This is a genomic window from Streptomyces sp. NPDC002588 (assembly GCF_040295925.1).
Taxonomy (GTDB): Bacteria; Actinomycetota; Actinomycetes; order Streptomycetales; family Streptomycetaceae; genus Streptomyces.
Genome location: NZ_JBEOWF010000008.1, coordinates 159787 through 184507, shown reverse-complemented (window position 1 = coordinate 184507; position 24721 = coordinate 159787). Strand labels below are relative to the sequence as shown.

General features: G+C 70.0%; 26 protein-coding genes and 3 pseudogenes. 16 read left to right on the top strand and 13 right to left on the bottom strand.

Annotated elements, in window-relative coordinates; all coding sequences use genetic code 11:
- Positions 1 to 71 precede the first annotated feature (71 nt).
- Positions 72 to 782, top strand: a complete 711-nt coding sequence (msrA, locus tag ABT057_RS11595; RefSeq protein ID WP_352342397.1) for a peptide-methionine (S)-S-oxide reductase MsrA — start codon at positions 72 to 74, stop codon at positions 780 to 782.
- 32 nt (positions 783 to 814) lie between these two features.
- A complete protein-coding gene (locus ABT057_RS11590; RefSeq protein ID WP_352342396.1) occupies positions 815 to 1381 on the top strand; it encodes a hypothetical protein in 567 nt (188 codons plus the stop codon).
- 337 nt (positions 1382 to 1718) lie between these two features.
- Here the strand turns inward: ABT057_RS11590 and ABT057_RS11585 are convergent, their stop codons facing one another.
- From ABT057_RS11585 to ABT057_RS11570, 4 genes are all read right to left on the bottom strand, one after another.
- Positions 1719 to 2477: a DUF2182 domain-containing protein gene (locus ABT057_RS11585; RefSeq protein WP_352342395.1), complete on the bottom strand. Its 759-nt coding sequence runs from the start codon at positions 2475 to 2477 to the stop codon at positions 1719 to 1721.
- A complete protein-coding gene (locus ABT057_RS11580; RefSeq protein ID WP_352342394.1) occupies positions 2474 to 3088 on the bottom strand; it encodes a DUF1326 domain-containing protein in 615 nt (204 codons plus the stop codon). Before ABT057_RS11580 ends, ABT057_RS11585 begins: the two co-directional genes overlap by 4 nt.
- 250 nt (positions 3089 to 3338) lie before the next feature.
- Positions 3339 to 3932, bottom strand: coding sequence for a DUF4291 domain-containing protein (locus ABT057_RS11575; RefSeq protein WP_352342392.1), 594 nt, complete (start codon positions 3930 to 3932; stop codon positions 3339 to 3341).
- A gap of 57 nt (positions 3933 to 3989) precedes the next feature.
- On the bottom strand, positions 3990 to 4271 hold the full coding sequence (locus tag ABT057_RS11570; protein ID WP_352342390.1) for a hypothetical protein: 282 nt from the start codon (positions 4269 to 4271) through the stop codon (positions 3990 to 3992).
- A 285-nt stretch (positions 4272 to 4556) separates the two neighbouring features.
- Between ABT057_RS11570 and ABT057_RS11565 the strand changes: the two genes are divergently transcribed.
- The 3 genes and pseudogenes from ABT057_RS11565 to ABT057_RS11555 all read left to right on the top strand — a co-directional run bounded on the left by ABT057_RS11565 (position 4557) and on the right by ABT057_RS11555 (position 7375).
- Positions 4557 to 5684, top strand: coding sequence for an HAD family hydrolase (locus tag ABT057_RS11565; protein WP_352342388.1), 1128 nt, complete (start codon positions 4557 to 4559; stop codon positions 5682 to 5684).
- 121 nt (positions 5685 to 5805) lie between these two features.
- Positions 5806 to 6015, top strand: a pseudogene (locus ABT057_RS11560) (hypothetical protein); the annotation flags it as partial.
- Positions 6016 to 6091: 76 nt separating this feature from the next.
- On the top strand, positions 6092 to 7375 hold the full coding sequence (locus tag ABT057_RS11555) for an ATP-binding protein (RefSeq protein ID WP_352342387.1): 1284 nt from the start codon (positions 6092 to 6094) through the stop codon (positions 7373 to 7375).
- A 62-nt stretch (positions 7376 to 7437) separates the two neighbouring features.
- Here the strand turns inward: ABT057_RS11555 and ABT057_RS11550 are convergent.
- Positions 7438 to 7560, bottom strand: a pseudogene (locus tag ABT057_RS11550) (DUF4291 family protein); the annotation flags it as partial.
- Between the two features lie 230 nt (positions 7561 to 7790).
- Between ABT057_RS11550 and ABT057_RS11545 the strand changes: the two are divergent.
- Positions 7791 to 8375, top strand: coding sequence for an AMIN-like domain-containing (lipo)protein (locus tag ABT057_RS11545; protein WP_352342386.1), 585 nt, complete (start codon positions 7791 to 7793; stop codon positions 8373 to 8375).
- 132 nt (positions 8376 to 8507) lie between these two features.
- Here ABT057_RS11545 and ABT057_RS11540 read toward each other — a convergent pair whose 3' ends face one another.
- Positions 8508 to 9326: an SDR family NAD(P)-dependent oxidoreductase gene (locus tag ABT057_RS11540; protein WP_352342385.1), complete on the bottom strand. Its 819-nt coding sequence runs from the start codon at positions 9324 to 9326 to the stop codon at positions 8508 to 8510.
- Between the two features lie 455 nt (positions 9327 to 9781).
- Here ABT057_RS11540 and ABT057_RS11535 point away from each other — a divergent pair, with 455 nt between their 5' ends.
- Positions 9782 to 10468 (top strand): DUF4389 domain-containing protein, encoded by a 687-nt coding sequence (locus ABT057_RS11535; protein WP_352342383.1) that lies wholly within the window; start codon positions 9782 to 9784, stop codon positions 10466 to 10468.
- Here ABT057_RS11535 and ABT057_RS11530 read toward each other — a convergent pair.
- Positions 10434 to 11051 carry an MmyB family transcriptional regulator gene (locus ABT057_RS11530; protein WP_502973861.1) on the bottom strand — a complete coding sequence of 206 codons (618 nt, stop codon included), beginning with the start codon at positions 11049 to 11051 and terminating at the stop codon, positions 10434 to 10436. The two genes, ABT057_RS11535 and ABT057_RS11530, sit on opposite strands and share 35 nt — an antisense overlap.
- A gap of 6 nt (positions 11052 to 11057) precedes the next feature.
- Here ABT057_RS11530 and ABT057_RS11525 point away from each other — a divergent pair.
- From ABT057_RS11525 to ABT057_RS11500, 6 genes and pseudogenes are all read left to right on the top strand, one after another.
- Positions 11058 to 11198, top strand: a pseudogene (locus ABT057_RS11525) (oxidoreductase); the annotation flags it as partial.
- Between the two features lie 83 nt (positions 11199 to 11281).
- On the top strand, positions 11282 to 12385 hold the full coding sequence (locus ABT057_RS11520) for a serine hydrolase domain-containing protein (RefSeq protein WP_352342381.1): 1104 nt from the start codon (positions 11282 to 11284) through the stop codon (positions 12383 to 12385).
- A 150-nt stretch (positions 12386 to 12535) separates the two neighbouring features.
- Positions 12536 to 13612, top strand: coding sequence for an ABC transporter substrate-binding protein (locus ABT057_RS11515; RefSeq protein WP_352342380.1), 1077 nt, complete (start codon positions 12536 to 12538; stop codon positions 13610 to 13612).
- A complete protein-coding gene (locus ABT057_RS11510; protein WP_352342379.1) occupies positions 13609 to 14595 on the top strand; it encodes a FecCD family ABC transporter permease in 987 nt (328 codons plus the stop codon). Before ABT057_RS11515 ends, ABT057_RS11510 begins: the two co-directional genes overlap by 4 nt.
- 23 nt (positions 14596 to 14618) lie before the next feature.
- Positions 14619 to 15683, top strand: coding sequence for a FecCD family ABC transporter permease (locus tag ABT057_RS11505; RefSeq protein WP_352342377.1), 1065 nt, complete (start codon positions 14619 to 14621; stop codon positions 15681 to 15683).
- Between the two features lie 5 nt (positions 15684 to 15688).
- On the top strand, positions 15689 to 16105 hold the full coding sequence (locus tag ABT057_RS11500; RefSeq protein WP_352342376.1) for a hypothetical protein: 417 nt from the start codon (positions 15689 to 15691) through the stop codon (positions 16103 to 16105).
- Between the two features lie 69 nt (positions 16106 to 16174).
- Here ABT057_RS11500 and ABT057_RS11495 read toward each other — a convergent pair whose 3' ends face one another.
- Positions 16175 to 17215 (bottom strand): NAD(P)-dependent alcohol dehydrogenase, encoded by a 1041-nt coding sequence (locus ABT057_RS11495; RefSeq protein WP_352342375.1) that lies wholly within the window; start codon positions 17213 to 17215, stop codon positions 16175 to 16177.
- Between the two features lie 172 nt (positions 17216 to 17387).
- Here ABT057_RS11495 and ABT057_RS11490 point away from each other — a divergent pair, with 172 nt between their 5' ends.
- Positions 17388 to 18305, top strand: a complete 918-nt coding sequence (locus ABT057_RS11490) for an MmyB family transcriptional regulator (protein ID WP_352342374.1) — start codon at positions 17388 to 17390, stop codon at positions 18303 to 18305.
- 72 nt (positions 18306 to 18377) lie between these two features.
- Here the strand turns inward: ABT057_RS11490 and ABT057_RS11485 are convergent, their stop codons facing one another.
- The 5 genes from ABT057_RS11485 to ABT057_RS11465 all read right to left on the bottom strand — a co-directional run bounded on the left by ABT057_RS11485 (position 18378) and on the right by ABT057_RS11465 (position 23407).
- Positions 18378 to 19178, bottom strand: a complete 801-nt coding sequence (locus tag ABT057_RS11485; RefSeq protein ID WP_352342373.1) for a group II truncated hemoglobin — start codon at positions 19176 to 19178, stop codon at positions 18378 to 18380.
- 80 nt (positions 19179 to 19258) lie between these two features.
- Entirely contained in the window at positions 19259 to 19945 is a 687-nt protein-coding gene (locus ABT057_RS11480) for an ABC transporter ATP-binding protein (protein ID WP_352342372.1), read from the bottom strand.
- A 36-nt stretch (positions 19946 to 19981) separates the two neighbouring features.
- Positions 19982 to 21460 (bottom strand): ABC transporter permease, encoded by a 1479-nt coding sequence (locus tag ABT057_RS11475; RefSeq protein ID WP_352342370.1) that lies wholly within the window; start codon positions 21458 to 21460, stop codon positions 19982 to 19984.
- 130 nt (positions 21461 to 21590) lie between these two features.
- Positions 21591 to 22856, bottom strand: a complete 1266-nt coding sequence (locus ABT057_RS11470; protein ID WP_352342369.1) for a L,D-transpeptidase — start codon at positions 22854 to 22856, stop codon at positions 21591 to 21593.
- A gap of 206 nt (positions 22857 to 23062) precedes the next feature.
- On the bottom strand, positions 23063 to 23407 hold the full coding sequence (locus tag ABT057_RS11465; RefSeq protein ID WP_352342367.1) for a hypothetical protein: 345 nt from the start codon (positions 23405 to 23407) through the stop codon (positions 23063 to 23065).
- Between the two features lie 107 nt (positions 23408 to 23514).
- Between ABT057_RS11465 and ABT057_RS11460 the strand changes: the two genes are divergently transcribed.
- Both ABT057_RS11460 and ABT057_RS11455 read left to right on the top strand, forming a co-directional pair.
- Positions 23515 to 23850, top strand: coding sequence for an LPXTG cell wall anchor domain-containing protein (locus tag ABT057_RS11460; protein WP_352342366.1), 336 nt, complete (start codon positions 23515 to 23517; stop codon positions 23848 to 23850).
- Between the two features lie 45 nt (positions 23851 to 23895).
- Complete coding sequence (locus ABT057_RS11455) at positions 23896 to 24687, top strand: hypothetical protein (protein WP_352342365.1); 792 nt, start codon at positions 23896 to 23898, stop codon at positions 24685 to 24687.
- The last annotated feature ends 34 nt before the right edge of the window (positions 24688 to 24721 follow it).

The window sequence follows — 24721 nt, the reverse complement described above, 5'->3', positions numbered from 1 at the left end:
AGGGGCCGGAATTCGGGGCGGACCGGAGACGTTGTGCCCGTGCCGCCCCGAACGACGAAGGAGCCCACGTCATGCTGTTCGGCCGTACGCCCTTCCTGCCCACCGCCGAGCAGGCGCTGCAGGGCCGCCCGGAGCCGGTGTTCACGGTCCCCGACCGCCACACCGTCCTCGGCACCCCATTGCTCGGCCCCTACCCGGAGGGCTACGAGATCGCCGACTTCGGCCTGGGCTGCTTCTGGGGCGCCGAGCGCAGGTTCTGGCAGCTCCCGGTGGGCGTGTGGACGACCCTGGTCGGCTACCAGGGCGGCCACACCGAGAACCCCACGTACGAGGAGGTCTGCTCGGGCCTGACCGGCCACACCGAGGTCGTCCGGGTGGTCTACGACCCCGCGCTGATCTCGTACGAGCACCTCCTGAAGACCTTCTGGGAGTCCCACGACCCGACCCAGGGCTTCCGCCAGGGCAACGACGTGGGCACCCAGTACCGCTCCGCCGTCCACACCCACACCCCGGCCCAGTCCACGACGGCCGAAGCCTCCCGAGCCGCCTACCAGAAGGTCCTGACGGACGCCGGCCACGGCACGATCACCACGGAGATCCTCCCGGCGGAGCACCGCCCGTTCTACCCGGCGGAGAGCTACCACCAGCAGTACCTCTCGGACGCCAAGAACCCGAACGGGTACTGCGGCACCGGCGGCACGGGGGTCGAACTGAGCACCCCGTCCGAGACGAACCGGCAGGCGTCCTGCCCGACCGGCGTCGCCCCTGCTCCGCAGGAGTAGCCGGCCCGGAGCTCAAAGCCCGGCAACCGGCCGTGACGCCGACCATCACGCATGGCATCACGGCCGATTCCGGTGCGGTCTGGGCGATCGGGATTGCAGGTCGTCAGCCGTCCTGGGGCGCACTTTCAGTCAAGCCAATCCCTCGGGGCATGATTCGCCGAACTTCTCGCCACGATTACGACATGGCGACTTCGGGGGCAAGGAGCGGTCGACTCGGTGGTTTGGGACAGTGGTGGGGCGTCGTCGCCGCCGCTCTTCTGATCGCCGCATGGATCAACAGGGCCGCAGGACCTGTGGTCGTCGCGACCCTGTCGGGGCTGGTTCTGATCTGGTGCTTCTTCCAAGCACCCGTGACCTGCGGAGCCTCGGTCAGGGGAAGGGAGGACGGCTGCCGAAACAACGCAACCGGCCTCCTCATGGGCTGCCACATCCGCCAGCATCGCTGGCAGAAGCTGAAGATGCTGATCCTCCGGCGCCAAGTACGCGAGTTCTGCGCCGGCCTCTTCTCAGACGGAAAGGCCGCTCTCGTCACACTGGCCGCAATCGGCAGTCTCCTCTCCGGACTCGTGGCTTTCATCCCCGGCATGGCTCTCGGCTGACCTCCTCGCGGGGACTCCTGGCAGCACAGGCTCGCGGGGACGGAGGTCAGGCCGAGTGACCTGTTCGGGACGAACCGGGGGCATCCTGCCCGACGGGTATCGCTCCGGCGCCGGAGGCCACGGACAAGCAGGCCACCAGCGCGACCAACTTCGGGACGACGTGACCATCCAGCTCTTCGACTGGCGTCCGCTGCACCCATGACGCGGTACTGCGCCGAGCCCGGCTGTGCTCGGGCGTCGTCTTCAGCCGGGCGGACCACTGCCCTCCGGCGGCCTCGTGAGCCGGACCTTCATGTGCCCGCACGGCGTGTGATTTCGCGCGGGCACATGCCCGCCCTCACATCCTGGCCATACCGCCACCGGTGAGGCCCGGAGCCAGCTCCGGGAACCAGAAGACGGCGACGGCCAGGACGATCGAGGAGATCCCCACGACACGGGCCACCAGACGGCCGGCCGGAGCCAGCTTCTCAATGGTGATCACGGCGGTCAGGACCACCATGGCCCACAGGTTCATCACGCCGAACGCCGCGAGCAGCACCATCAGCGACCAACAGCAGCCCAGGCAGAAGGCCCCGTGGTGGGCTCCCACACGCAGATCGCGCGAGGGCCCCGAGTACGAGGCGTAGCGCAGCATCAGCCCGATCGGCGAGCGGCACCTCGCCAGGCAGCGGTCCTTGAGGGGCGTGAGCTGGTAGACACCGCTGATCGCGAAAACGGCCGCGGCAACTGCCGTCCCCGTCGCGGCGGGGAGGCTCGCCGCGCGGCCCAGGCCGACGGCCAGCCCGTACGCCAGCAGCCCGGCCGCGGCCCAGACGAGCAGGTAGGCGACTGTGAAAACGACCATGCGCGGCGTCCGGTGCACGGTGATGGTGCGTGCGTACAGCGCGGCGACGGGCGCCGTGGCGGGCAGCATCATCGCAGCCATCATCAGCGTCCACACGGCCAGGAAAGCGGGCAGGCCCAAGCCCATGGTGCCCGGCATCGCCTGCGTGCCGTCCCAGCGTGTCACCACCCAGACCCAGGCGGCGGCCGCCGCGACCAACTGCAGTCCGGCGGGGCCCGCCCTGCGACGGACGGTGACCAGCCGACCGGTCACGCGGACCACGTGAAGGGCGCGGAGTGTCCGTTGCCGCCGGAGAAGTCCCAGGATCGGCCGTACACGCCGCCGCCCGTCGCCCGGGTGGACCGCGCAATGGTCAGCGTGCTGTTCGCCGGGTGGAACATACCGGTCAGGCCCATGACCGGTCCTTCCTCGCCGTACTGAGGGGCGACCTGGTCCTCGATCTCGATGTCGATGGCGTCGCCCACCCGCGCGGCGTGGCGGCGGCCGTCATCGCGGTAGTCGATGGGAGCGCGCTCCATGCCGAGGACCTCGCCGATGAGCGGGGTGAGCGCCGCCATCGGCCCGCCGGCGTGGCCGGAGAAGACCTTGCCCAGCGCCTCCGCCTGGCCGTCGTCGGCCGAAGCGTCGAGGTACAGCGCCACCTGCCAGCCGCCGTCGGCCATCACCCGGGGCGCATCGATGAAGACGGCGACGCTGCGGTCGGAGACGTCCACGCCGTCCACGCTCCCGCTGTCCACATGGAACGCCAAGGTCACCTGGCAGCGCTCGTGGTCGGCCGGCGCGGTGAGGCCCGAGGTGGTGCAGGGGCATACCACGTCGCAGTTGCAGCTCTCCAGATATGTGCCGTTCAGATTCCAGGACATGGCTCTACCTCCTCTTCAGAGGGTCCGTTCCGTCCCGGTTCCGCTCTTCTCCAGGCTATTCCCGGCGACGCCCCTCCCGCAGATCCGCAGCCGGGCCAGATCAATGGAGACGGGGCATCCGGACGGTCGCCGTTCCCGGCGTCGCCCTCGCCGTATGCGCCGATCACAAAAGGGCTGTGAGCAAGGCTTGCATGGATCATCAAGCCGCTTTCCTGGACCTCATCCGTGCTGCCGGTGTTCGGATTGCTGGTCAGGGCCGCAGGTGGGCGAGCAGTTCGTCATCGGCGGGGTATCGCTGTTCCTGGGGAAGCAGTCGTGTCGCGGAGTCCGGATCGCCGCGATTGACGAGTGTGCGTATTTCTCGGGCGAGTGGAGTCACGTCGCTGATGGACACGGTCCACTCGTCCGCGTAGCGCGACGACGCCTCGCCCGAGAGTCCGAGTTGCAGCGAGCGGTGCGGCAGGGGACGCAGGTTCAGGTCGCGTTCGGGGTCCCACTGGACACGGGACGGTGCGCGCTTGAGTTCACGCTGCCAGGTGCCGCGATCGGGATGCAGGCCGCGAACGTAGCTCGACAGGCAGGCGTGGCGCAGCGCCCAGTCGAAGCCGACGCGAGTGATCTCGACGGCAAGAACGGTCTCCTGCCCAGTACTGGTGCCCCAGTTGGAGCGGTACATCATCCACAGGAAGCTGGGTTTGATCCACGTCATGCGATTCCGCAGCCACGTGGAGGGAAAGCGGCCGTCGCGGACGGCGGGCACTCCGATTTCAGGGGCGTAGGCCTGGTAGACGGTGATCGTGGATGCCGTGTGGAGCGCGCGGATCCCGCGGTGCGGTTCTTCCATGGCGTACAGCGTGGGGTCGGCCAGCTCGGGTGGCCACCGATTTTCGACTGCTGCTCGCTACGACGGCCGCAGCACCGTGCGAGTTGCGGGCGGCGCCCCTACCGCGGAAAGAGCTTCCGACGGCCAGGAATCGGAGACGAGTTGTTGATGCAGTGTCGACGGCAGCGATTTCGTGCACCAGGTCAGCCGGCCGATGAAGTGATCAGGCGTGGTCGCGCGATCCATCGAAGCAAGCTCCGCGAAGTCGGTCTCGTCGTACAGCGGCCAGAGGTCCATGGCGGCCACCCACGGCTCACCGTCGTAGCAGTCGGTGCCGACGCCGTACTCACGATGCGGCACCGTAACAGCGCAGGCCTGGACAGGCACGCGCCCTTATCGGCCGATCGGCAACGGAGACGGGCCGTATCCCCGTAGACGCGCAGGATGCAGTCACCGTGTGCTGGTCACCCTGGGACCCTGACTGCAGCTCCATCGAGTTCACATTGTGGAGCCTGTTGCGTATCAAGCAATAGCCGGGCCATGATTGCCGCGCTTGACGCGGTACTCGAACCTCATTGCCGCCCCGCCGTGCTCCGAGGGGGCGGAGCAATCACGGGGCGTTCCACTCTCCTCAAGGGAGGTCAGATGGCACGACGCAGGGGAAGACGGCTCAGTCTGTCGGCGGTGATGAGCGCGCTCGCAGCGCTGCTGATCGCGAGCGCCGTCGGGCTGTGGCCGCGCCAGGAGGCGACGGCGGCGGGCACGGACGGGAAGGCCGTGGCGGCCCAGCTGCAGCACTGGCCCGCTCCGGTCGCCGAAAAGCTCGGCCAGGTCATCGAAGAGCACGCCAACCAGGGTGCGTACGCGGTCTTCGACGCCGACAACACAACCTACCGGTACGACCTCGAGGAGTCGCTGCTCCCCTACTTGGAGATGAAGGGGAAGCTCAAGCGCTCGACGATGGACCGGTCCCTGAGGCTCATCCCCTTCAAGGACACGAAGAACCATCAGGAGAGTCTCTACAGCTACTACAACCGGCTCTGCGAGATCGACGACCAGGTCTGCTACCCCTGGGTCGCCCAGATCTTCTCCGGATTCACGTTGAAGCAGCTCAAGGGGTACGTCGACGACCTGCTCGCATACGGCAAGCCCATCCCGGCCGAGTACTACGTCGGTGACCAGCTGACGAAGACCCAGGTGCAGCCGCCGCAGTTCTACCGGGGCATGCAGGAGCTGTACCAGACCCTGCGGGACAACGGCATCGAGGTCTACGTCGTCAGCGCCGCCAGTGAGGAGTTGGTCCGGGACGTGCTGTCCGACCCCAAGCACGGCTACGGCGCCAAGCCGCAGAACGTCATCGGCGTCTCCATGCTGCTCAAGGACCCGGTCACCGGGAATCTCACCACCGCCCGCAAGGAGATCGCCGAGGGCCGCTACGACCCGCGCGAGCTCGCGAACGACAAGTTGACCCCGACCCTGTGGGCCCCGCTGACCTGGTTCCAGGGCAAGCCCGCCGCCATCGACACGTACATCGACCAGTGGCGCAAGCCGATTCTGGTCGCGGGCGACACCCCGGTCAGTGACGGCCCCATGCTCTTCCAGTCCACCGACGTGGAACACGGCGGGACCCGGATCTGGGTCAACCGCAAGGACAAGTACCTTACGCAGATCCAGGACATGCAGAAGGCGAACGCGGCCCGGCAGGAGGAGCTCGGCCAGCCGGTGACAGCCGACAAGAACTGGCTCGTGGTCAAGCCGGATGAGATCCGCTGACGTACAGCCGCAGCACGCGGATCTGGTCGGTGCGACGGCCGCGCTCGGCGCACCGACCAGGTTCACGGTCCCAGGACCGCATGGAAGCAGTGACCGACAAGAGGCCCAGGGGCAGGCGAATATGCGGGCACGGCTCCTCGCGGCCCCCGTGGTGCCGCTCCCGAACCGCGTTGCCTTCGTGCCCGTCGGCGGGCTCCTCAGGATCGGCCTCGCATCGCATCCCGAGGACGACCGGGATCTGGTGATGGTCGTCTCACGCGACGGTCACGGGCTTTTCGACGCCGTCACCGGGGAGAAGATCGCGAGGGATCGCGACCTCGACCCCGAGGACGGCGGAGGAGCCTGCTGCGCTCGGCACTCACCACCCCCGCAGGAGATAATGAGGGTTCACCGCGGTAGGTGAGGTGATGGCGGTGCCCCCATGGCATCTGCGCGACTATCACGACGACGATCTCGACCAGGCCATCGAGATCTGGGACCAGAGCTGTGAGGCCGGCGAGGACCGGGTGTTTCCGGTCTCCGAGGTGATGGCGGCGGCCAAGGCCGGTCAGACGGCGGTGGTCGCGGTGGTCGGCGACGAACTGGTGGGCATGGCCGTGGCGCAGGCCTATGGCAAGCGGGGGTGGATCCTCCTGGTCGCACTCGCCTCCCGCTGGCGCGAGCGCGGGATCGGCAGTGCTCTCCTCGCCGAGCTCGAACGGCGCCTGCGGGCCATGGGCGTGCGCCACATCAGCGCGCTGCTGCCCGCCCACGCCGCCGGCACGAAGGCTCTGGAGAACTCCGGCTACCGGTCCCGCGACGGCCTGACCTACTACGAGAAGCTGGAACCGCCCGGAGCCCCCAACGCCGACGTTCTCGCGTCATTGGGCGGCCGGATGCTGCTCGGGGGACTGTGGGACGCCATGGCCGGCATGGAGCGGGAGAAACAGGTCGTCGAGCGCCGGGTCGTGCTCCCGCTGACGGAGCCTGCGCTGGCCGACCGTTACGGGGTCGTCCCTCCGAAGGCAATCATCCTGTTCGGCCCTCCCGGCACCGGGAAGACCAGCTTCGCCAAGGCGGTCGCCTCCCGGCTCGGCTGGCCGTTCGTGGAGCTCTTCCCCTCCCGGCTCGCGGCCGACACGAGCGAGGGTCTGGCCACGGCGCTGCGGGAGGCCTTCGCGGATCTGGCGGAGCTCGACTCGGTGCTGCTCTTCATCGACGAGGTCGAAGAGATCGCCGGCGTGCGGTCCGGGAAAGCAGTCGATCCGGGACATGGGGTGACCAACGAGTTGCTCAAACTGATCCCTGTCTTCCGCGAACACGACGCACGGCTGCTGGCATGTGCCACCAACTCCGTGCGCTCTCTCGACCCGGCTTTCCTGAGGCCGGGCCGGTTCGACTACGTCATTCCCATCGGCCCACCCGACCCGACCGCCCGCGCGGCGATCTGGGACCGCTATCTCAGGGCCGCCGGCGACTCGGTGGACCTCATGCAACTGGTCGCGGCCAGCGAGTTGTTCACCCCGGCCGACATCGAATTCGCAGCCCGCAAGGGCGCGCAGGCGGCGTTCGAGCGCGAGGTCGCACAGCGAAAGGGCCGGCCGGCCACCACCGATGACTTCATGACCGCCATCGCCGACACCCGGCCGACGCTCACCGCACAGGCGATCAAGGAGTTCACCGAGGACATCGAGAAGTACAGTCGCCTCTGAGACCGGTACCGGCAGCTCAGCCCGGGTCTCCGGTCCGCACAAGGCGGCGGCCGTTGCCTCCGGGCGAGCCCCAGCTGAAGAGACCGGCAGGGAAGGGGGCTGGGATGCAGATCCCGCTCCGGATCCCGCTGCACCCGCGCCGACGCCCATCGCAACTGCCGCTTCCAGTCGGCCTGGTCACCGTAACTCGGGCTCGTCGCCGCGTTGTTGCCGCGGGAGCTGCCGTATCCGGTGGCTGAGGACGTGCTCGCCCGTCCGCGGCGGTGGGCCGCATGACCGGCCGTTGTCGTTTCGTGACGCTCCGGGCCAGGTCCGGTCACATGGCGAAACCAGCCTGAACCGCAACGGCCTCCCATGTCACGCCTGTTGGAGGGGCATGGGCGCCGTGCACAGGTACTCGATCATGGGAGCAGGAATGCGACGACTCGGAACCACACTGGCGGCACTCATGCTGGCGGGAGCCGGGATCGCGGGAGCGGCGGTGACGGCGCAGGCCGACACCGGCGAGTCGGCGGTGTGTGAGACCGGGTGGGGGAGCCTCGAGAAGCACGTGTGGACGGGTGGCGAGGACGGTGGGAGCTACAAGCCCCCGCTGGTGAACATCACGACCGGTGAGTACGAGTGCTTCGACCGCATGGTCCTCGACTTCAACGGGACGGCGTCCGGTCCGATCGACTACCAGGTCAAGTACGTCGACAAGCTGACCACGCCCGCCACGGGGGAGATCCCCGTCGAGGGCGGGGCGATTCTCCAGATCGCCGTGGGCCCGAACTACGACCCGTCGACCGGGTCGCAGTCCTACCCGGGGCAGCACGGGCAGCCGCTGCCCGGAGTGGACATCACGGGCTACAAGACGTTCAAGGACACTCGCTACGCCGCCGCCCTCGAAAACGAGGTGCGGATCGGGGTCGGCGTGCGTGCGCGGCTGCCGTTCCGGGTGACGCAGCTGGGTGATCACCTCGTCGTCGACGTCGCACACTCCTGGAACGCCACTTCCTGAGCCGACCGCGCCGCACCGCACGGTGTGATGGACAGGCGCCCAGGGTGTGCGGTGCGTGCCCTGGGCGCCGCTGTGGTCGCGGCGCCGGGGAAGGGCAGGAGAACGTCCTGGCGGTCCCTCCCCGCAGGCCGATCACGCGTCTCCGGCCCGATCCGCCCGCGGGCCCTGGCTCACTTTCCTCACCGAGCTCGCCATGGAGGTGAGGGCCTCGGTCCGCGGCATCGACAGCAGGGCGTCGAAGACCTTCCGGTAGTGCGCGCTGGGGATGTGTGTGGGACCGCTTCCCAAGTGGTCCAGTGCTGAGCGGGCCACGTCGTCCGGTGACATCAGATCCTGCAGGGTGGCGGGGTCGATGCCCTGAAGGCGTGGCGCCTCGGTGTCCGTTGCTCCCGGGCAGAGTGTCAGCACATCCACTCCGCGTGGCCCCAGTTCCGCCCACAGGGCCTCGCCCAGTGCGTTCACATAGGCCTTGGTGGCCGAGTAGCCGGCTGAGTAGGGGCATCCCATGAGCCCCTCGACGGAACTGGTGAAGATCACGCCGCCGTGTCCCCGCTGCGCCAGCCGCGGTGCGAGGCCGTGCGCAAGCTGCGTCGGCGCGTGGCAGTTGACGGCAAGCATCGACGAGAGGACCGCGGCGTCCTCCTCCCCGAACGCTCCCTTCACGCCGAATCCGGCGTTGCTCACCAGCAGTCCGACCTCCAGCCGTGCCACCGCGTCAAGTATCTCTTTGCCCGCTGCCGGGTCGGCGAGGTCGACCGGCAGTACCGTGGGGCTGACACCATGGGTGTCCCGCAGTGTGCGGGCGAGCTCTTCGAGCCGGTCGCGGCGACGAGCGACAAGCACCACGTCGAGTCCGCGGGCGGCCAGTTGGCCGGCGAAGGCGCGGCCTATTCCTGAAGAGGCTCCGGTGACCAGCGCCACCGGGCCGTAACGCTTCACGAAATCGTCCATGTCACAGACTCCGTTTCCCTGCCCGTGCTGACGGCGCTCGGCTCGTGGTCGAGCCTGTGGGCGGTATCGGATCTCACGTTATCCGGGTGACCACCGTCGACGGACAGAACTCGCCCTGGAAGCAAGGCGGTTGGCAACTCCCGAGGGGCGGGCGGTGCGCGTTCGAGCACGGTTCGGCGGCCGACCGCGGCCGCGCACACCGCCCTCGGCGGCTCTCCGGTTGGCCGCCGCTCCGGGCGGTACGGCCGGGTGATCACGTAGCGTGACTTCGCGGCCGGCGGACGTCGGACCATCACCCACAGGCGGGGTCCTCGAAGGAGCGCGGCTCAGCCGTCACATGCGCAGCCTCCCGGGTGACGCCGGGACGGCCCGGTCGCGGGCTTTCGTTCTGCGTGCGAGCCTGAGTGAGTGATCAGGAAAGCACCAGGTCGCCTGCCCGTTCGGAGTTGTGCCGCATGATTCCGGTCTCCGTGTCACCTGTGCGTATCGAAGCGTCTCTCGATCCCCGGTTGTCCCGATGGATGTGGCTGGTGAAATGGCTTCTCGCCATCCCGCACTACATCGTGCTGTTCTTCCTGGGGATCGCGTTCTTCTTCGTGACCGTCGTCGCGTTCTTCGCCATCCTGTTCACCGGCCGGTATCCCCGGTCCCTCTTCGAATTCAACGTGGGCGTGCTGCGCTGGAACTGGCGTGTCAGTTTCTACGCCCACACCGCGCTCGGCACCGACCGGTACCCGCCGTTCACCCTCGCGGAGGTTCCCGACTACCCGGCGCATTTCGACGTCAGCTATCCCGAGCACCTCTCACGGGGCCTGGTGCTCGTGAAGTGGTGGCTGCTGGCGATCCCGCAGTACATCGTCGTCGGGTTCTTCGTCGGCGACTGGGGCTGGGGGGAACAGGAGAGCTGGTACCACGGGGGGCTGGTTCCCTTCCTCTCGCTGGTCGCCGTGGTCGTCCTGGCGGTCACCGCGCGTTACCCGCTCCACCTGTTCGACTTCCTGCTCGGCCTGGCCCGCTGGGTCGCGCGGGTCATCGCCTATGCCTCGCTGATGACCGACCAGTACCCGCCGTTCCGTCTCGACATGGGCGGCCGGGACGCGTCGCCGCTCACGAAGGACCCGGCGGGCGGTCCCCGGCCGTAGCGGGCTGCTCGACATGGATCACGAGTGTCTGTTCCGGGCGTTCGGCCAGGTGGAAGGCGGTGTACGCGTAGGTGGCCGCGGGCGTGCCGGGTCCGTGGGGGCGCAGGCGTTTGCGGCCGCTGTGCCTGGGCTGGACGTCGTACCGGGGCCACCAGGCCCGCACTTCCGGGCTGCCCTCGTGCAGTTCCTCGACCAGCCGGGTGTACCGGGGGTCGGTGGGATGGCGTCCCGCCAGGGTCCGGAGCCGGGCGAGTAGACCTCGGGCCTCCGGCTCCCAGTCGGCCAGGACGTCCCGGGCGGCTGGTTCGAGGAAGACCCGGCGGACGAAGTTCGGGGGGCGGCCGGCGTCGGTGACGAGGTGCGGAAACAGGTGTTCGGCCGCCTGGTTGTGGCTCAGGACGTCGTAGTTGCCGTCGATGACGTACGCGGGGTGCGGCTGCAGCAGGAGCGGGACTGCGGCCACCTCGGGTGTGAGCGGCTCGGGTGCCGCCGCTTCGGCTGGAGGCGCGTGGCCGGCGAGCCGCAGCAGGTGTCCGCGCTCGTGCGGGTCGAGCCGCAGCACCGAGGCCAGGGATTCGATCACTGTGCGGTCCGGGCCCGGATCACGAAGATGCGGGACGACATCGCCATCCCGCCCGAGGCGATCGCACGGGCCATCGCCTTCGCCGTCGAACAGCCCGCCGAGGTCGACGTGAACGAGGTGGTCGTCCGCCCCACGGCCCAGAGCTGACCTTCGCCGCGCCCGCGCCGGTGACGGCACCGCCCCCGGAATTCGGTTGCCGCCCGACGCCCGCTGCGGGCTAGATGGTCCGTATGGCCGACATTCAGGGATCGTACGACGATCTGTTCACGGCGGTGCCCGGTGCGCTGGCGGAGTTGCTGGAGGCGGGGGACACGGGCGGCTCGGTCGCGGTGTTCGTGGACGGCGAACCGGTGGTGGACGTCTGGGGCGGCTTCGCCGACGCGGAGCGGACCGTCCCCTGGGAGCGGGACACGATCGTCAACGTCTGGTCGGTGACCAAGACGATGACGGCGCTGTGCGCGCTCGTCCTCGCCGACCGCGGGGAACTTGATCTCGACGCGCCGGTCGCCCGGTACTGGCCGGAGTTCGCGACGGCCGGCAAGGAGGGCGTGCTGATACGGCATCTGCTCTCGCACACCGCGGGGCTGCCCGACTGGGACGGGCCGGTCGAGGACGTCTACGACTGGGCGTCCGCCACGGCGCGGCTCGTCGCGCAGGCCCCGCAGTGGGAGCCGGGCACCGCGGCCGGGTACCACTCGCTCACGCAGGGGTTCCTGGTGGGCGAGGTCGTGTGGCGGATCACCGGCCGGACGGTGGGTGAGTTCTTCGCCGAGGAGGTCGCGGGGCCGCTGGGCGCCGACTTCCACATCGGGCTGCCCGCCGAGCACGACCGGCGCGTCGCGCTCGGGGTCCCGCCTCCGGGACGGGACGAGGACTACCTCGCGGCCGCGGCCGGCGACGCGGCCCCGGCCGCCGGGACCGCCATGCGGCTCCGCGACGGCAACAGCCTGGCGTGGCGTCGCGCGCAGATCCCGGCGGCGAGCGGGTTCGGCAACGCGCGGTCGGTCGCGCTCGTGCAGTCGGTGATGGCCTGCGGGGGCTCGGTGGGCGATGTGCGGCTGCTGTCCGCGGCGGGCTGTCGGCGGGCCGAGGAGGAGCAGTTCAGCGGTGAGGACCGGCGCCTGGGCATGCCGGTGCGCTGGGGCCTGGGCTACGGGCTGTTCGGCAACACCTTCGGCTGGGGCGGCTGGGGCGGCTCGCTGGTGGTGATCGAACCCGAGCAGCGCATGGTGGTGGCGTATGTGACGAACCAGATGCGCGAGCCCGCGGAGGACACCCGGGGGATGGAGCTGGTCATGGCCGCCTACGACGGTGTCCAGGGGCTGCGTACCTGACCGTTCCCCGCCGCTCCCGCCGGGAGCGGCGGCCGCCCGGCTCCCGCCTGCCACCCTTCTCCGCCGACGGTTCCCGACCCCCTGCCGCCTGCCCCAGATCCCGACCGGTTAAGGTAAGGCTCGCCTTACTCATGGGATCGGGAGTGACACGTGCGTACGTTGAAGTGGAAAGCAGCCCTGGGCGTGTCCGTCGCCGTCGGAGTCGCCGGCGGGCTGCTGAGCGGCTGCTCCGGCTCCGCTGACAACGATGCCACGTCCTCGTCCGGGAAGAAGGACGGCGAGCGCAACCTCGTCGCCGGAGCGTCCGGCGCCTCCGACGGACCGTCCGCCGCCCCCAGCGCCCTCGCCGACGGCATGGGCGCGGACACGGACACCGACGGCACGTTCCCGCGCACCGTCAAGCACTTCCGGGGCAGTACGACGATCAAGGCCGAGCCGAAGAGGATCGCCGTGCTCAGCACCGGTCAGCTCGACGACCTGCTCACCCTCGGCGTCGTACCGGCCGCCTCCACCCGCGCCGACAACGCCGGGCTCGTCCCCGGATATCTCGCGGACGCCTTCCCGAAGGACAAGGCGAAGCTCGCCGCGATGACCGACGCGGGCACCCGCCAGGCCCCCAACCTGGAGTCGCTCGCCACCGCGAAGCCCGACCTGATCCTGGTCAACGACTCGCTCGCCGACCTCTACCCCAAGCTGTCGAAGATCGCCCCGACCGTGGTCACCGCCGGCCAGGGCATCAACTGGAAGCGGGACCTGCTGCTCGTGGGCGAGGCCGTCGGCAAGGGGCAGGCCGCGCGGAAACTGCTCGACGGGATCGTGTCCGACGCACAGGCTAAGGGCGACGCGGTGGACGGCGACCCGACCGTCTCCATGGTGCGCTTCACCCCGGACCGCACCCGCATGTTCGGGGTGTCCTCCTTCACCGGGTCGATCGCCGTCGACATGGGGCTCGAACGGCCCGAGTCGCAGCGGTTCAACGCCATCTCCGAGGACATCAGCGCCGAGAAGATCGACAGCGCGGACGGCGACTGGATCTTCTACTCGGTGCAGGGCGACGCGGAGCAGACGGACGCGGCGAGCGTGGTGGCCGGGCCGCTGTGGAAGGGGATGACGGCCGTCGAGTCCGGGCACGCGGTCAAGGTCGACGACGATCCCTGGTACCTCAACGCCGGTCCCACGGCGGCGCGCCTGGTCGTCGGCGAGCTCGCGGAACACCTCGGCAAGTGAGGCTCCTGGCCTGGCCGGTGGCCGTCCTGCTGGTGGCCGTCTCGGCCGTGCTCAGCCTCGCCGTCGGCACCCGGGCCGTACCGCCCGCCACCGTGCTCGACGCCCTGCTGCACGGCGGCCACTCGCCCGACGCCCTCGTCGTACGGTCCCTGCGGCTGCCGCGCACCGAGATCGGACTGACGGCCGGCGCGGCGCTCGGACTCTCCGGGGCGGCCCTCCAGGCGGTCACCCGCAACCCGCTCGCCGACCCCGGCATCCTCGGACTCAGCCAGGGCGCGGCGGCGGGTGTCGTCCTCGCGATCTCGCTGGGGTTCGCGCACGGTTTCGGCGGCTACGTCTGGTACGCCTTCGTCGGCGCCGTGGCCGCCGCGTGCCTGGTGTACGCCATCGCGACCCGGGGCCGGGGCGGGGCCTCGCCGGTGAAGCTGGCGCTGGCCGGTACGGCCCTGTCCGCGATGACCGCGGGCGCCACGACCGTCGTCCTGACGTCGAGCTCGGCGACGCTCGACCAGTTCCGGTTCTGGCAGGTCGGCGCGCTGAGCGGACGAGACGCCGACACCGTCGTTCGGATGCTGCCGTTCCTGGCCATGGGGGCGGTGCTGGTGCTGGCGTGTGCGCGGGGCCTCGACGCGCTGGCCCTCGGCGACGAGACGGCCCGGGCACTCGGACACCGGGTGCACGCGGTACGGGGGTGTGCGGCGCTCGGCGCGACCCTGCTGACCGCCGCCGCGGTGGCCGCGGCGGGGCCGATCGCGTTCGTGGGGCTGGCGGTGCCGCATCTCGCGCGGCGGGCCGGACGGGGGGCGGGGGCTCGGGTGGTGCTGCCGCTGTCCGCGCTGCTGGGGGCGGCGTTGTTGGTGTGCGCGGACGTGGTGGGGCGGGTGGTGCGGGCTCCCGCGGAGGTGCCGGCGGGGGTGATGACGGCGTTGGTGGGGGTGCCGGTGCTGGTTGTCCTGGTACGGCGGAAGGCGGCGGCGAGTTGACCCGTACGGAAGCTCCCGGTCGTGTGTCACCGGCACGGGCACCGGCCCCCGGGACGACCGTGGTGCGGCCCACCCCGCGGATCTCCCTGCTCCTGCACCGGCGTTCCCTCTACGTCGCTCTCGTGCTGGCGGGTCTTCTCGCGGCCGCCATGCTCGCCGCCGCCTGTCTCGGGCAGACGTACATCCCGCCCGGCGAGGTGCTGCGCACCCTGCGCGGTGAAGCCGGGCCGCACGAGCTGATCGTCGACGAACTGCGCGTGCCCCGGATCGTGCTCGGTGCTCTCGTCGGCGCCGCCCTCGGGCTCTCCGGGGCCCTCGTGCAGACCGTCACCCGGAATCCGCTCGCCAGTCCGGATGTGATCGGCGTGGGGCACGGGGCCGCCGCCGCGACCGTCCTCGCGCTCGCCACCGGGGCCGTCGCCTCGCCGGGTGCGCTGCCCGCCGTGTCCGTGGCGGGCGGGCTCGCGGCGGCGGCGCTGGTCTATGTCCTCGCCTGGCGTCGTGGCCTGCAGCCGAACCGTTTCGTGCTCACCGGTGTCGGCATCGGCGTCGCCCTCTCCGCCGTCGTGCAGCTCTACCTCGCCGACAGCGAGCTGGACGCCGCCGAGCAGGTCAAGCTGTGGCTGACCGGCAGCCTCAACGGGCGCGGCTGGGAGCAGGCGGGTCCGCTCGCCGTCGTCCTCCTGGTGTCGCTTCCCGCGCTGGTGTGGGCGAGCCGGGTCGCGCGGCCGCTCGGCCTGGACGCGGACACCGCGGCCGCGCTGGGCCTGCGGGTGGACCGGGTGCGGCTCGGGCTGACCCTGCTCGGCGTCGTGCTCGCCGCGACGGCGACCGGTGCCGCGGGCCCGATCGGGTTCGTCGCCCTCACCGCGCCCCAGTTGGCCCGCCGGCTCACCCGCACTCCTCAGCTCCCGCTGCTGAACAGCGCGTTGACGGGGGCGTTCGTGCTGGTGGGGGCGGATCTGGCGGCCCGGACGCTGCTGCCGCCGCTGGAGATCCCGGTCGGCGCGCTGACCGCGCTCGTCGGGGGGCCGTATCTGCTGTGGCTGCTGGGTCGGGAACCCAGGGGTACCGGACTCCCGTCCTGAAGGACATGAGTACCGACACGCTCACCGACCTGGACAGCGGCGCGATCCCCGACGCCCGGAACACGAGGAACGAGGGGTGGGGGCTCGCCTCCGCGTCCGTGGTGCTGCTCGCCCTCGGGGTGCTTCTGGCGGCCGGGTTCAAGGCGGCCGTCGGCGCGCAGGCGCGGGCCGAGCTGGCCGCCTGTCACGACCTGGCGAACACATGGCCGATGTACGGGGCGGCGTACGCGGGTCTCCTGGCCACCCTCGCCGCCGTGGCGCTCGCCGGGCGGCGGCTGCTGCTGCCGCGGCACCCGCGCGGGCCGGTGCAGATGGCGGGGATGGTGCTGCCGGCCGCCCTGCTGCTGCTCGTCCTGCAGATCGTGATCGTCTGGACGGTGCACCACCCGTCGCTCGACGGGCCCTTCGACTGCCTCGGGTGACGGGCCCCACCTCGGGTGGGTCCCCGGCGCGCGCTCATGCCGGGGGCCCACCCGTGCGGACGGCGGTCGTCAGATCGTCGCCGTGTCGATCACGAAGCGGTAGCGCACGTCGCTCGAGAGCACCCGCTCGTACGCCTCGTTGATCTCCGACGCGCTGATCAGCTCGATCTCCGCGCCGAAGCCGTGCTCCGCGCAGAAGTCCAGCATCTCCTGGGTCTCCTGGATGCCGCCGATGCCGGAGCCGGCGAGGGTCTTGCGGCCGCCGATCACCGAGAACAGGTTGAGGCTGACGGGCTCCTCCGGGGCGCCGACGTTCACGAACGCGCCGTCCGTCCTGAGGAGGGAGAGGAACGCGTCCAGGTTCAGCGGGGCCGAGACCGTGGAGAGGATGAGGTCGAAGGTGCCCTTCAGGTCCTCGAAGGTCTTCTCGTCACTGGTCGCGTAGTAGTGGTCGGCGCCCAGCTTCAGGCCGTCGTCCTTCTTCCGCAGCGACTGCGAGAGCACGGTCACCTCGGCGCCGAGCGCGTGCGCGATCTTGACGCCCATGTGGCCGAGGCCGCCGAAGCCGAGGATCGCGACCTTCTTGCCGGGGCCGGCGTTCCAGTGCTTCAGCGGGGAGTACGTGGTGATGCCGGCGCAGAGCAGCGGCGCGGCGACGTCGAGGGCGAGGCCGTCGGGGATGCGGACGACGTAGTTCTCGTCGACGACGATCTTCTCCGAGTAGCCGCCGTAGGTGGGCTCGCCGTTCTTGTCGAGGGCGTTGTACGTGCCGACGCCGCCACCGGTGCAGTACTGCTCCAGGCCGGCCTTGCAGTTGTCGCACTCGCGGCAGGAGTCGACGAGGCAGCCGACGCCGACCCGGTCGCCGACGGCGTACTTGGTGACACCGGAGCCGACCTCCGAGACGATGCCGGCTATCTCGTGGCCGGGCACCATCGGGAAGATGGCCTCACCCCAGCCCTCGCGTGCCTGGTGGATGTCGGAGTGGCAGATACCGGCGAACTTGATGTCGATCAGGACATCGAACTCGCCGACCGGGCGGCGCTCTATCGTCGTGCGCTCCAGCGGAGCCTTGGCGGCGGGTGCGGCGTACGCGGCAACGGTGGTCATGCCGGGGGTCTCCTAGCGGGGGGTCGTCGTCCCGGCCTGCCTTCCGGCCGGGCACGTCCTCCAGCCTGCCCCATGCCCGCGCAATCACCCAGGCCACGCCTCAGCGTATGTCTGCCGTGCCTACCACTGGCGGGGTCAGGATCGTGGTCGTACGACCGTGAATACTGGGTGCATGGACGAACAGCCCTCCGAGCTCACCGAGCCCTCCGGGGCGCCTCTGGACCGGCGTGCCGAGCTGAGTGAGTTCCTGCGCACCCGGCGGGCCCGGCTGAAGCCGGAGGACGTGGGGCTGCCGGACTTCGGCCGGCACCGCAGGGTGCCGGGGCTGCGGCGCGAGGAGCTGGCGCAGTTGGCCGGGGTGTCGGTGGCGTACTACACGCGTCTGGAGCAGGGCAACGGGCGGAACGTGTCGGCGGAGGTTCTGGACTCCATCGCGCGGGCGCTCCGGCTGACCGACGCCGAGCATGCGCACCTCACCCATCTCGCGAAGCCGAAGCACAAGAAGAAGCAGGCCGCGCGGCCGCAACAGGTGCGGGTCGCCCTGCGGCAGCTCCTCGAATCCTTGGACGGCGTGCCCGCGTACGTCGTGGGGCGGCGCTCGGAGATCCTCGCCTGGAACCGGATGGCGGCCGCGCTCTTCGGCGACTGGGGTGAGCAGCCGGCGGCCGAGCGGAACTGGGCGCGGCTGGTGTTCCTGAAGCCCGAGTACCGCGAGCTGTTCGTCGACTGGGAGCAGAAGGCGATCGACATCGTCTGCAGCCTGCGCATGGACGCGGGCTGCTACCCCGACGATCCCCGGCTGTCCGCGCTGGTGGGCGAGCTGTCGGTGAAGAGCGAGGACTTCCGGCGGCTGTGGGCGACGCACGACGTCAAGGAGAAGAGCTACGGCGTGAAGCAGCTGCGGCATCCGCTGGTCGGCGAGCTCGCCCTGAACTTCGAGGGGTTCAGGCTGCTGAACGACGGTGACCAGACGTTGGTGACGTACCACGCGGAGCCGGAGTCGGCCTCGGCGGAGGCGCTGCGGTTGCTGGCGAGCTGGGGTGCGGACGCGACGCGGGCGGGGGCCGGGTCCCAGTCGCCGTCCCCCTGAGCGGTGCGGGACGCCGGTGGGCTGGGGGCTGCCGCCGCCCGGACGCGCCGGACGACTCGGACCCGGGCGCCCTCAGTCCTGGTACGGCGGCGCCGACCCCCATCCCCACTTCGGCACCGGCTGCTCGGCCGGCGGCTTGGCGTCGGGGCCGGAGAAGTACACGGCCAGCCGCGTACCCCACTCGACGTACGCGAGGAAGGCCGAACGGAACTCGGCGTCCGTCGGCAGCCCGGCCTCGTCGGCGGCGTCCTGGATCAGGTTGACCCACCGCCGCCGCTGGGCCTCGCTGATGCCGAGGCCGAAGTGCTTGGCGACCATGTGGCTGTGGCCGCCCTGGGTCACCGAGTAGGCCTCCGGCCCGCCGAAGACCTCGGCCAGCCAGAGGGCGACGTGTTCGGCGTGTTCGGGGGCGAGGCGGGCGAAGAGCGGCGCCAGCAGCTCGTCCTCCAGGACCTTGCCGTAGAACACCTCCGTCAGCCGGGCGAAGGCCTCCGCCCCGCCGGCCCACGCGAACAGGGTGGGCACGGCGGAACCCGCCCCGCGCACCGACGTGGCCTTGTAGTGCCGCATCTCCTCTATGGCGGCGACGTACGGCCGGATCTCGGCGAGGAAGGCCGGGAACAGGTCGGAGGTGCGGAACTCCTCGAGGTGGTCCTCGGTGGAGGTCCAGGTGATGCGCAGCACGAAGTGCTCGAAGTCCTCCTCGCAGCGGTCCAGTTCGTAGTCCACGCAGTGCGGCGAGGCCGCGAGGTGGACCGCGGCCCGGGTGTAGGCGGCGAGGAACTCCGCGGACCGCTCCTCGGGGATCCGGTACCGGATGTACTCGACCGTGCTGCGGGGGGTGGCAGGTGTCTCTGTCTCGGGTGCCGTCATGGGGCCACGCAAGCACGAACACCCCACCGGATGCTGCTCTTCCGGTGGGGTGTTCGCGCGTGGCGTGGTGTGACGGGGCGTCAGGACGACGCCGCGTTCTCCTTCACCGTGATCTTCCCCTTGCGGATCGTCGCGAGGCGCGGGGCCTTCTTCGCGATCGCGGAGTCGTGGGTGACCATGATGAAGGTCAGGCCCAGCTCCTTCCACATCCGCTCCAGCACCTCCATGATCTCGTCGCGCATGCCCTCGTCGAGGTTGCCGGTGGGCTCGTCGGCGAGGAGGACCTTGGGCTGCTTGACGAGGGCGCGGGCGATCGCGACACGCTGCTGCTGGCCGCCGGACATCTCGGAGGGCAGGTGGCCGAGGCGCTCGCCGAGGCCGACGGAGGTCAGGGCCTCGGCGGCCCGCTCGCGCCGCTCCTTGACCTTGACGCCGAGCGGGACGAGGGCGGTCTCGACGTTCTCCTGCGCGGTGAGGGTCGGGATGAGGTTGAAGGACTGGAAGACGAAGCCGATGTTCTCGCTGCGCACCTTCGTCAGCTTGGCCTCGGAGAGCTTGGCCAGGTCGACGCCGTCGAGGACGACCTCGCCCTCGGACGGGCGGTCGAGACCGCCGAGCATCTGCAGGAGGGTGGACTTGCCGCCGCCGGTGGGGCCCTGGATGACCAGCCGGTCGCCGTCGGCGATGGTCAGGTCGACGCCGTCCAGCGCGTGGACCGTGTCCTTGCCGCGGGTGTAGCGCTTGGTGACGCCTCTGAGTTCGTACATGGGGTCAACTCCTGGGGTGGGTGAGGGGCTTGGCGGTTACTCGACGCGGCGGAGCGCGTCGGCCGGCCGCAGCCGGGACGCCCGCCAGCCACCGAACGCACCCGCGATCAGACCGCCGGCCACGGCGAGGCCGACCGCGACGGCCACCGTCGAGACGCTCACCGGCGCGGTCAGCGCCACGTCGAGCGTCTTGGCCGCGGCCCGGCCGGGACCGCCGAAGCCGCCGCCACCGCCGCCGCCGGGACCGCCGCCCTGGCCCCCGCCGCCACCGCCACCGCCCAACTGGGCCTGGAGGGTGGGGCTGATGGCGGTCACGGCGTAGGCGCCCGCGAGGCCGAGCGCGATGCCCAGGGCACCGCCGAGCAGACCGTTGACCATGGCCTCGCCGACGACCTGCCGGGTGACCCGGCCGGACTTCCAGCCCAGCGCCTTGAGCGTGCCGAACTCACGGACCCGGCGGGAGACCGCGGAGGAGGTGAGGAGGCCGGCTACCAGGAATGCGGCGACGAGCACGGCGATGGACAGCCACTTGCCGACGTTGGTGGCGAGGGAGGAGGCCGTGGAGAGGGACCCGGAGACGGTGTCCGCGAGGTCGGCGGAGGTCGTCACGGTCGTACCGGAGACGTTCTTCTGGATGGTCGACTTGACGCTGTCGATCTTCTGGGAGTCGGTCGCCTTGACGTAGATCGTGGTGACCTTGTTCTTCGAGTCGCTGAGCGTCTGGGCCTGGGTCAGCGGGATGTAGAGGTTGGCCGCCGAGTCCCCGCTGTCGGCCGTGGCGACGCCGATGACCTTGAACTTGACGCCGCTGATGGTGACGGTCGAACCGGCCTTGAGCTTCTGCTCCTTGGCGTACGCCGAGTCGACGACCGCGACCTTCGCGTTCGTCTCCGTGGTCTTGAAGGTACGACCGCTGGTGATCTTGGAGGAGGTCAGCGGGCCGAGGTCGGCCTGGGTGACGTCGGTGCCGAAGACGGAGTAGTTGTTGACGTCGAAGTTGGCGCCGCCGCCCTGGACCTCGCCCTGCGGCTGGCCGCCGCCCTGGCCGCCGCCGGGGCCGCCCTGGCCGCCGCCCGAGCCGTTGCCGTTCTGCTGGAACTGGCCTCGGGTGAACTGGCCGTTGACCTTGATGACCTGGAGGCTCAGGCCACCGACCGCGTCCGCGACACCGGTCTGCTTGCCGACCTTGGTGACGGTGGAGGTCGCGAGGGTCTGGAAGCCCTGCACCATGACCCGGTCGGTGCTCTGCTCGGCGTCGGAGTCGTTGTCCTGCGCGTCGAACTGGAAGCGCGGGCGGCCCGACGCGCTCGCGGTGGGCGAGGCGGCCTTGGTGACCGTCATGTCCGTGCCCAGGCCGTACAGGGACTGCAGGACCTTGTCCTGGGCCTTCCCCATGCCGGAGGACACGGAGGAGACCACGATGACCAGCGCGATACCCAGCGCGAGCCCGGAGGCGACGACGAGGGCCGCCTTTCTGCGGCGGCGCAACTCGCGCCTCAGGTAGGTGAAGAACATGGCCGCAAGGTAGGTACGGCGCGTGATGACTGCATAAGGCGGAAATAAGAGAACGATGAGAAGGCTGTGGCTGACCCCGGAAACAACGATGCCGCCCCTGGGGGCGGCTCGTCGAAGTGTGAACGGGCTGTCAGACGGCCGAACCGGCCTTCCACTGGGCCCAGTCCATGTTCCAGCCGTTGAGGCCGTTGTCCGGGGCCACCGTCTTGTCACCGGTGTTCTGGACGACCACGACGTCACCGATGATCGAGTTGGTGTAGAACCAGTAGCCCGCCGTGCCGGTGTCGTTGGCGCCCTTGGTGTCGGACAGGCCCACGCAGCCGTGGCTGGTGTTGGTGCTGCCGAAGATGGACTTGGCGCCCCAGTAGTTGCCGTGCACGAAGGTGCCGGAGTTGGTGAGCCGGATGGCGTGCGGCACGTCCTTGATGTCGTACTCGGCCTTGCCGTCGTTGTCGGTGAAGCCGACGGTCGTGCCGTTCATCCGGGTTTCCTTGAACTTCTCCGACATCACCATGACGCCTTCGTACGTCTTGTTGTCGGGCGAACCGGCGGAGATCGGGATGGTCTTGATCGTCTTGCCGTCCTGCGTGACCTTCATCTGCTTGGTCTGCGCGTCGACGTAGGAGACCTGGTTGCGGCCGATCTTGAAGGTGACCGTCTTCTGCTGGACCCCGAAGACACCGTTGGCTCCCTCCACGCCGTCGAGCGCGAGCTTCATCGTGACGGTGGAGTTCTCCTTCCAGTAGTCGTCGGGACGGCAGTCCATGCGGACCGTGGAGAACCAGTGGCAGACGACCTCCTGGCCGCTGCTGCTGGTGACCGTGATGCCCTTCTGCACGGCCGCCTTGTTGGTGATCTCCTTGTTGAAGTTGATCGACACCGGCATGCCCACGCCGACGGTGGAGCCGTCCTCGGGGGTGAAGTTGCCTATGAAGCTGTTGGCCGGGGAGACCGTGGTGAAGGAGGCGTTCTCATGGGCCTCGAGGCCCTTGGAGTCCTTGGCGCTGGCCGTGAGCTTGTAGGTGGTCGAGCGCTCCAGCTGGACGCTGGGCTTCCAGCTGGTCTTGTCGGCGGAGAGCTCGCCCTGCACGGCCGTGCCGTCGGCGGTGGTCATCGCCACGGAGGTGAGCGTGCCCTTGCTCACCGTGACGGCCGCCGAGTTGTTGATCGAGGCGTTGTTCGAGCCGTCCGCGGGCGTGATCTTGATCTGGGCCGCGGAGCTCTTCTTCGCCGCGGCCTCGTCGGCCTTGGACTGCGAGGAGCTGTCGCTCTTGCCGTCCGAGGCGCTGCTGTCGCCGCCGGAACACGCAGAGAGCACCAGAACACCGCCGAGCAGTGCGGACGCCGTCATCAGACCTCGGCGCCGCCTACTGTCCGTCATCACACGCTTCTCCATCGTTGCCGATTCCAGAACCCCGAGAGTCCCCGTCAGTCCCCGTTAAAGAACATCAACGCCACGGCAGGCTCGTCCCGTTCCACATTTCTGCCATGTGTGGGCCACGCCACGTCCGCAAGGGCGGTACAAGTGGGATCCGTGCGCCGCTCGAGACGGCGCGACCCCGTACGGCGGTAGCCGTCCCGGTCACGGTTTCCCCAAGACGCTCAGCCGATGCCGGCTTCTTCGCCGTCGCCCTCCCCATCATCCTCGTCGAGGTCCCACTCAGGCGAGTCCGGGTCGTAGTCGATCTGCTCACTCGACCAGGAGGCCTGCTCGAGTTCCACCCCCGCCACCTCCCTGACCAGGTCGAACGGGTCCACGAGATAGGCGAGGGCCTCAGCGGTGTCTTCCGTCACAGCGCTTTCGGCATGGGCGCGCTCGGTGTCCGGCGCCTCCGGGTCGGCCGCGATCCGGCCGAGCGCCGCCCGCGTCAGCGCGTCCTCGTCGTGCACCTCGACCACGAGTTCCACCCGAAGCCGCACAAAACGTGATGTCTTCTCAGTGCTCATGGCCGGAGCGTACGGCTCACAGGTCCGGTAACTTTCCCGTGACCCGCGACTTTCATTAGCATCGGGGCACGGCCAATTCGCCAGCGCCACAAGGGGATCGATATTCCGTGTCATCCGCTCGCCGTCCGTTGCTGACCGCCACCGCCGCGGGGACCCTGCTCGGGGCCCTGTGGTTCGTCCCGTCCGCGGGCGCGTCCCAGGACGCCCCGGCGAGAACGGAGACGACGACGCAGGTCACGGTCCAGGCGCGGGCCGCGTCCACGGGCACCGCCGACGCCCGGACCACCACCGGGAGCGCGGAGGCCACGGCCGACGGCGACACCCGGCTCGCCGACACCGGAAGCTTCGACACCACCCCCTACGTGATCGGCGGCACCGCGCTCCTCGGACTCGGCGCGGCCTTCGTCACCTATTCGGTTCGCAGGGAACGGCTCGGTTTTTGAATTAAACTTGACTCTTCGTTGACAGCCCATTCATAGTCAGCGCTCATGAAGAGATCATCGGGGGCGCGGCTGTGCTCCATGGCCGCGGTGGGTGCTTTGTCGCTCGCGCTCGTCACGGGTTGTTCGTCGGACTCGGGCGAGGGATCCAAGAAGAAGGACGCCACGGACAGCAAGGGTTCGGCGTCCGCGCCGGCGTCGGACGCGAAGGCGCTGACGTCGGCCGAGCTGGAGAAGCTGCTGCTGGCGAAGGGCGACGTCAAGGGGTACAGGTTCGACTCGGGTGTCGACACGCTGCCGACGTCGAAGTCCGCGGTGAAGACCGACAAGGCCGCGTGCGACCCGCTCGCCTGGGCGACCGCCGGCCTCGCTCCGGGTGACACCGGCGCGAACGCCAGCAACTCCGTCACCGAGGACAAGACCTCGGCCGCCACCGCGAGTCCGGACGAGGCCGACATCGAGGACGCCTTCGACGTCAACCTGACGTTCGTGGGCCTGTCCTCCTACGACGGCGACGGCGCCGTGAAGGCCGTGAAGGCCGTCTCCGACGGTGTGGCGGCCTGTGCGAGCGGCTACGGGCTCAAGGCCGACGGGGAGGACTCGAAGGTCACCAAGGTCGTCTCGGAGAAGGGCACCGGGGGCGGCGACGAGGCGGTCGCGTTCGCGGAGGACGTCGACATGGACGGCGAGGGCACGGCCACCTTCCACACCGAAGTGATCCGCAAGGGCAACACCGTCGCCACGTTCTACACGGTGAACTTCGCCGCGTTCGGGTCCGGCGGCGACATGGACCCGGTTCCGGCCGCGGTCGTCACCGCCCAGCTCGGCAAGCTCGGGTAACACGCCCCGCGGCACCGGGGCCCCGCCGTCACTC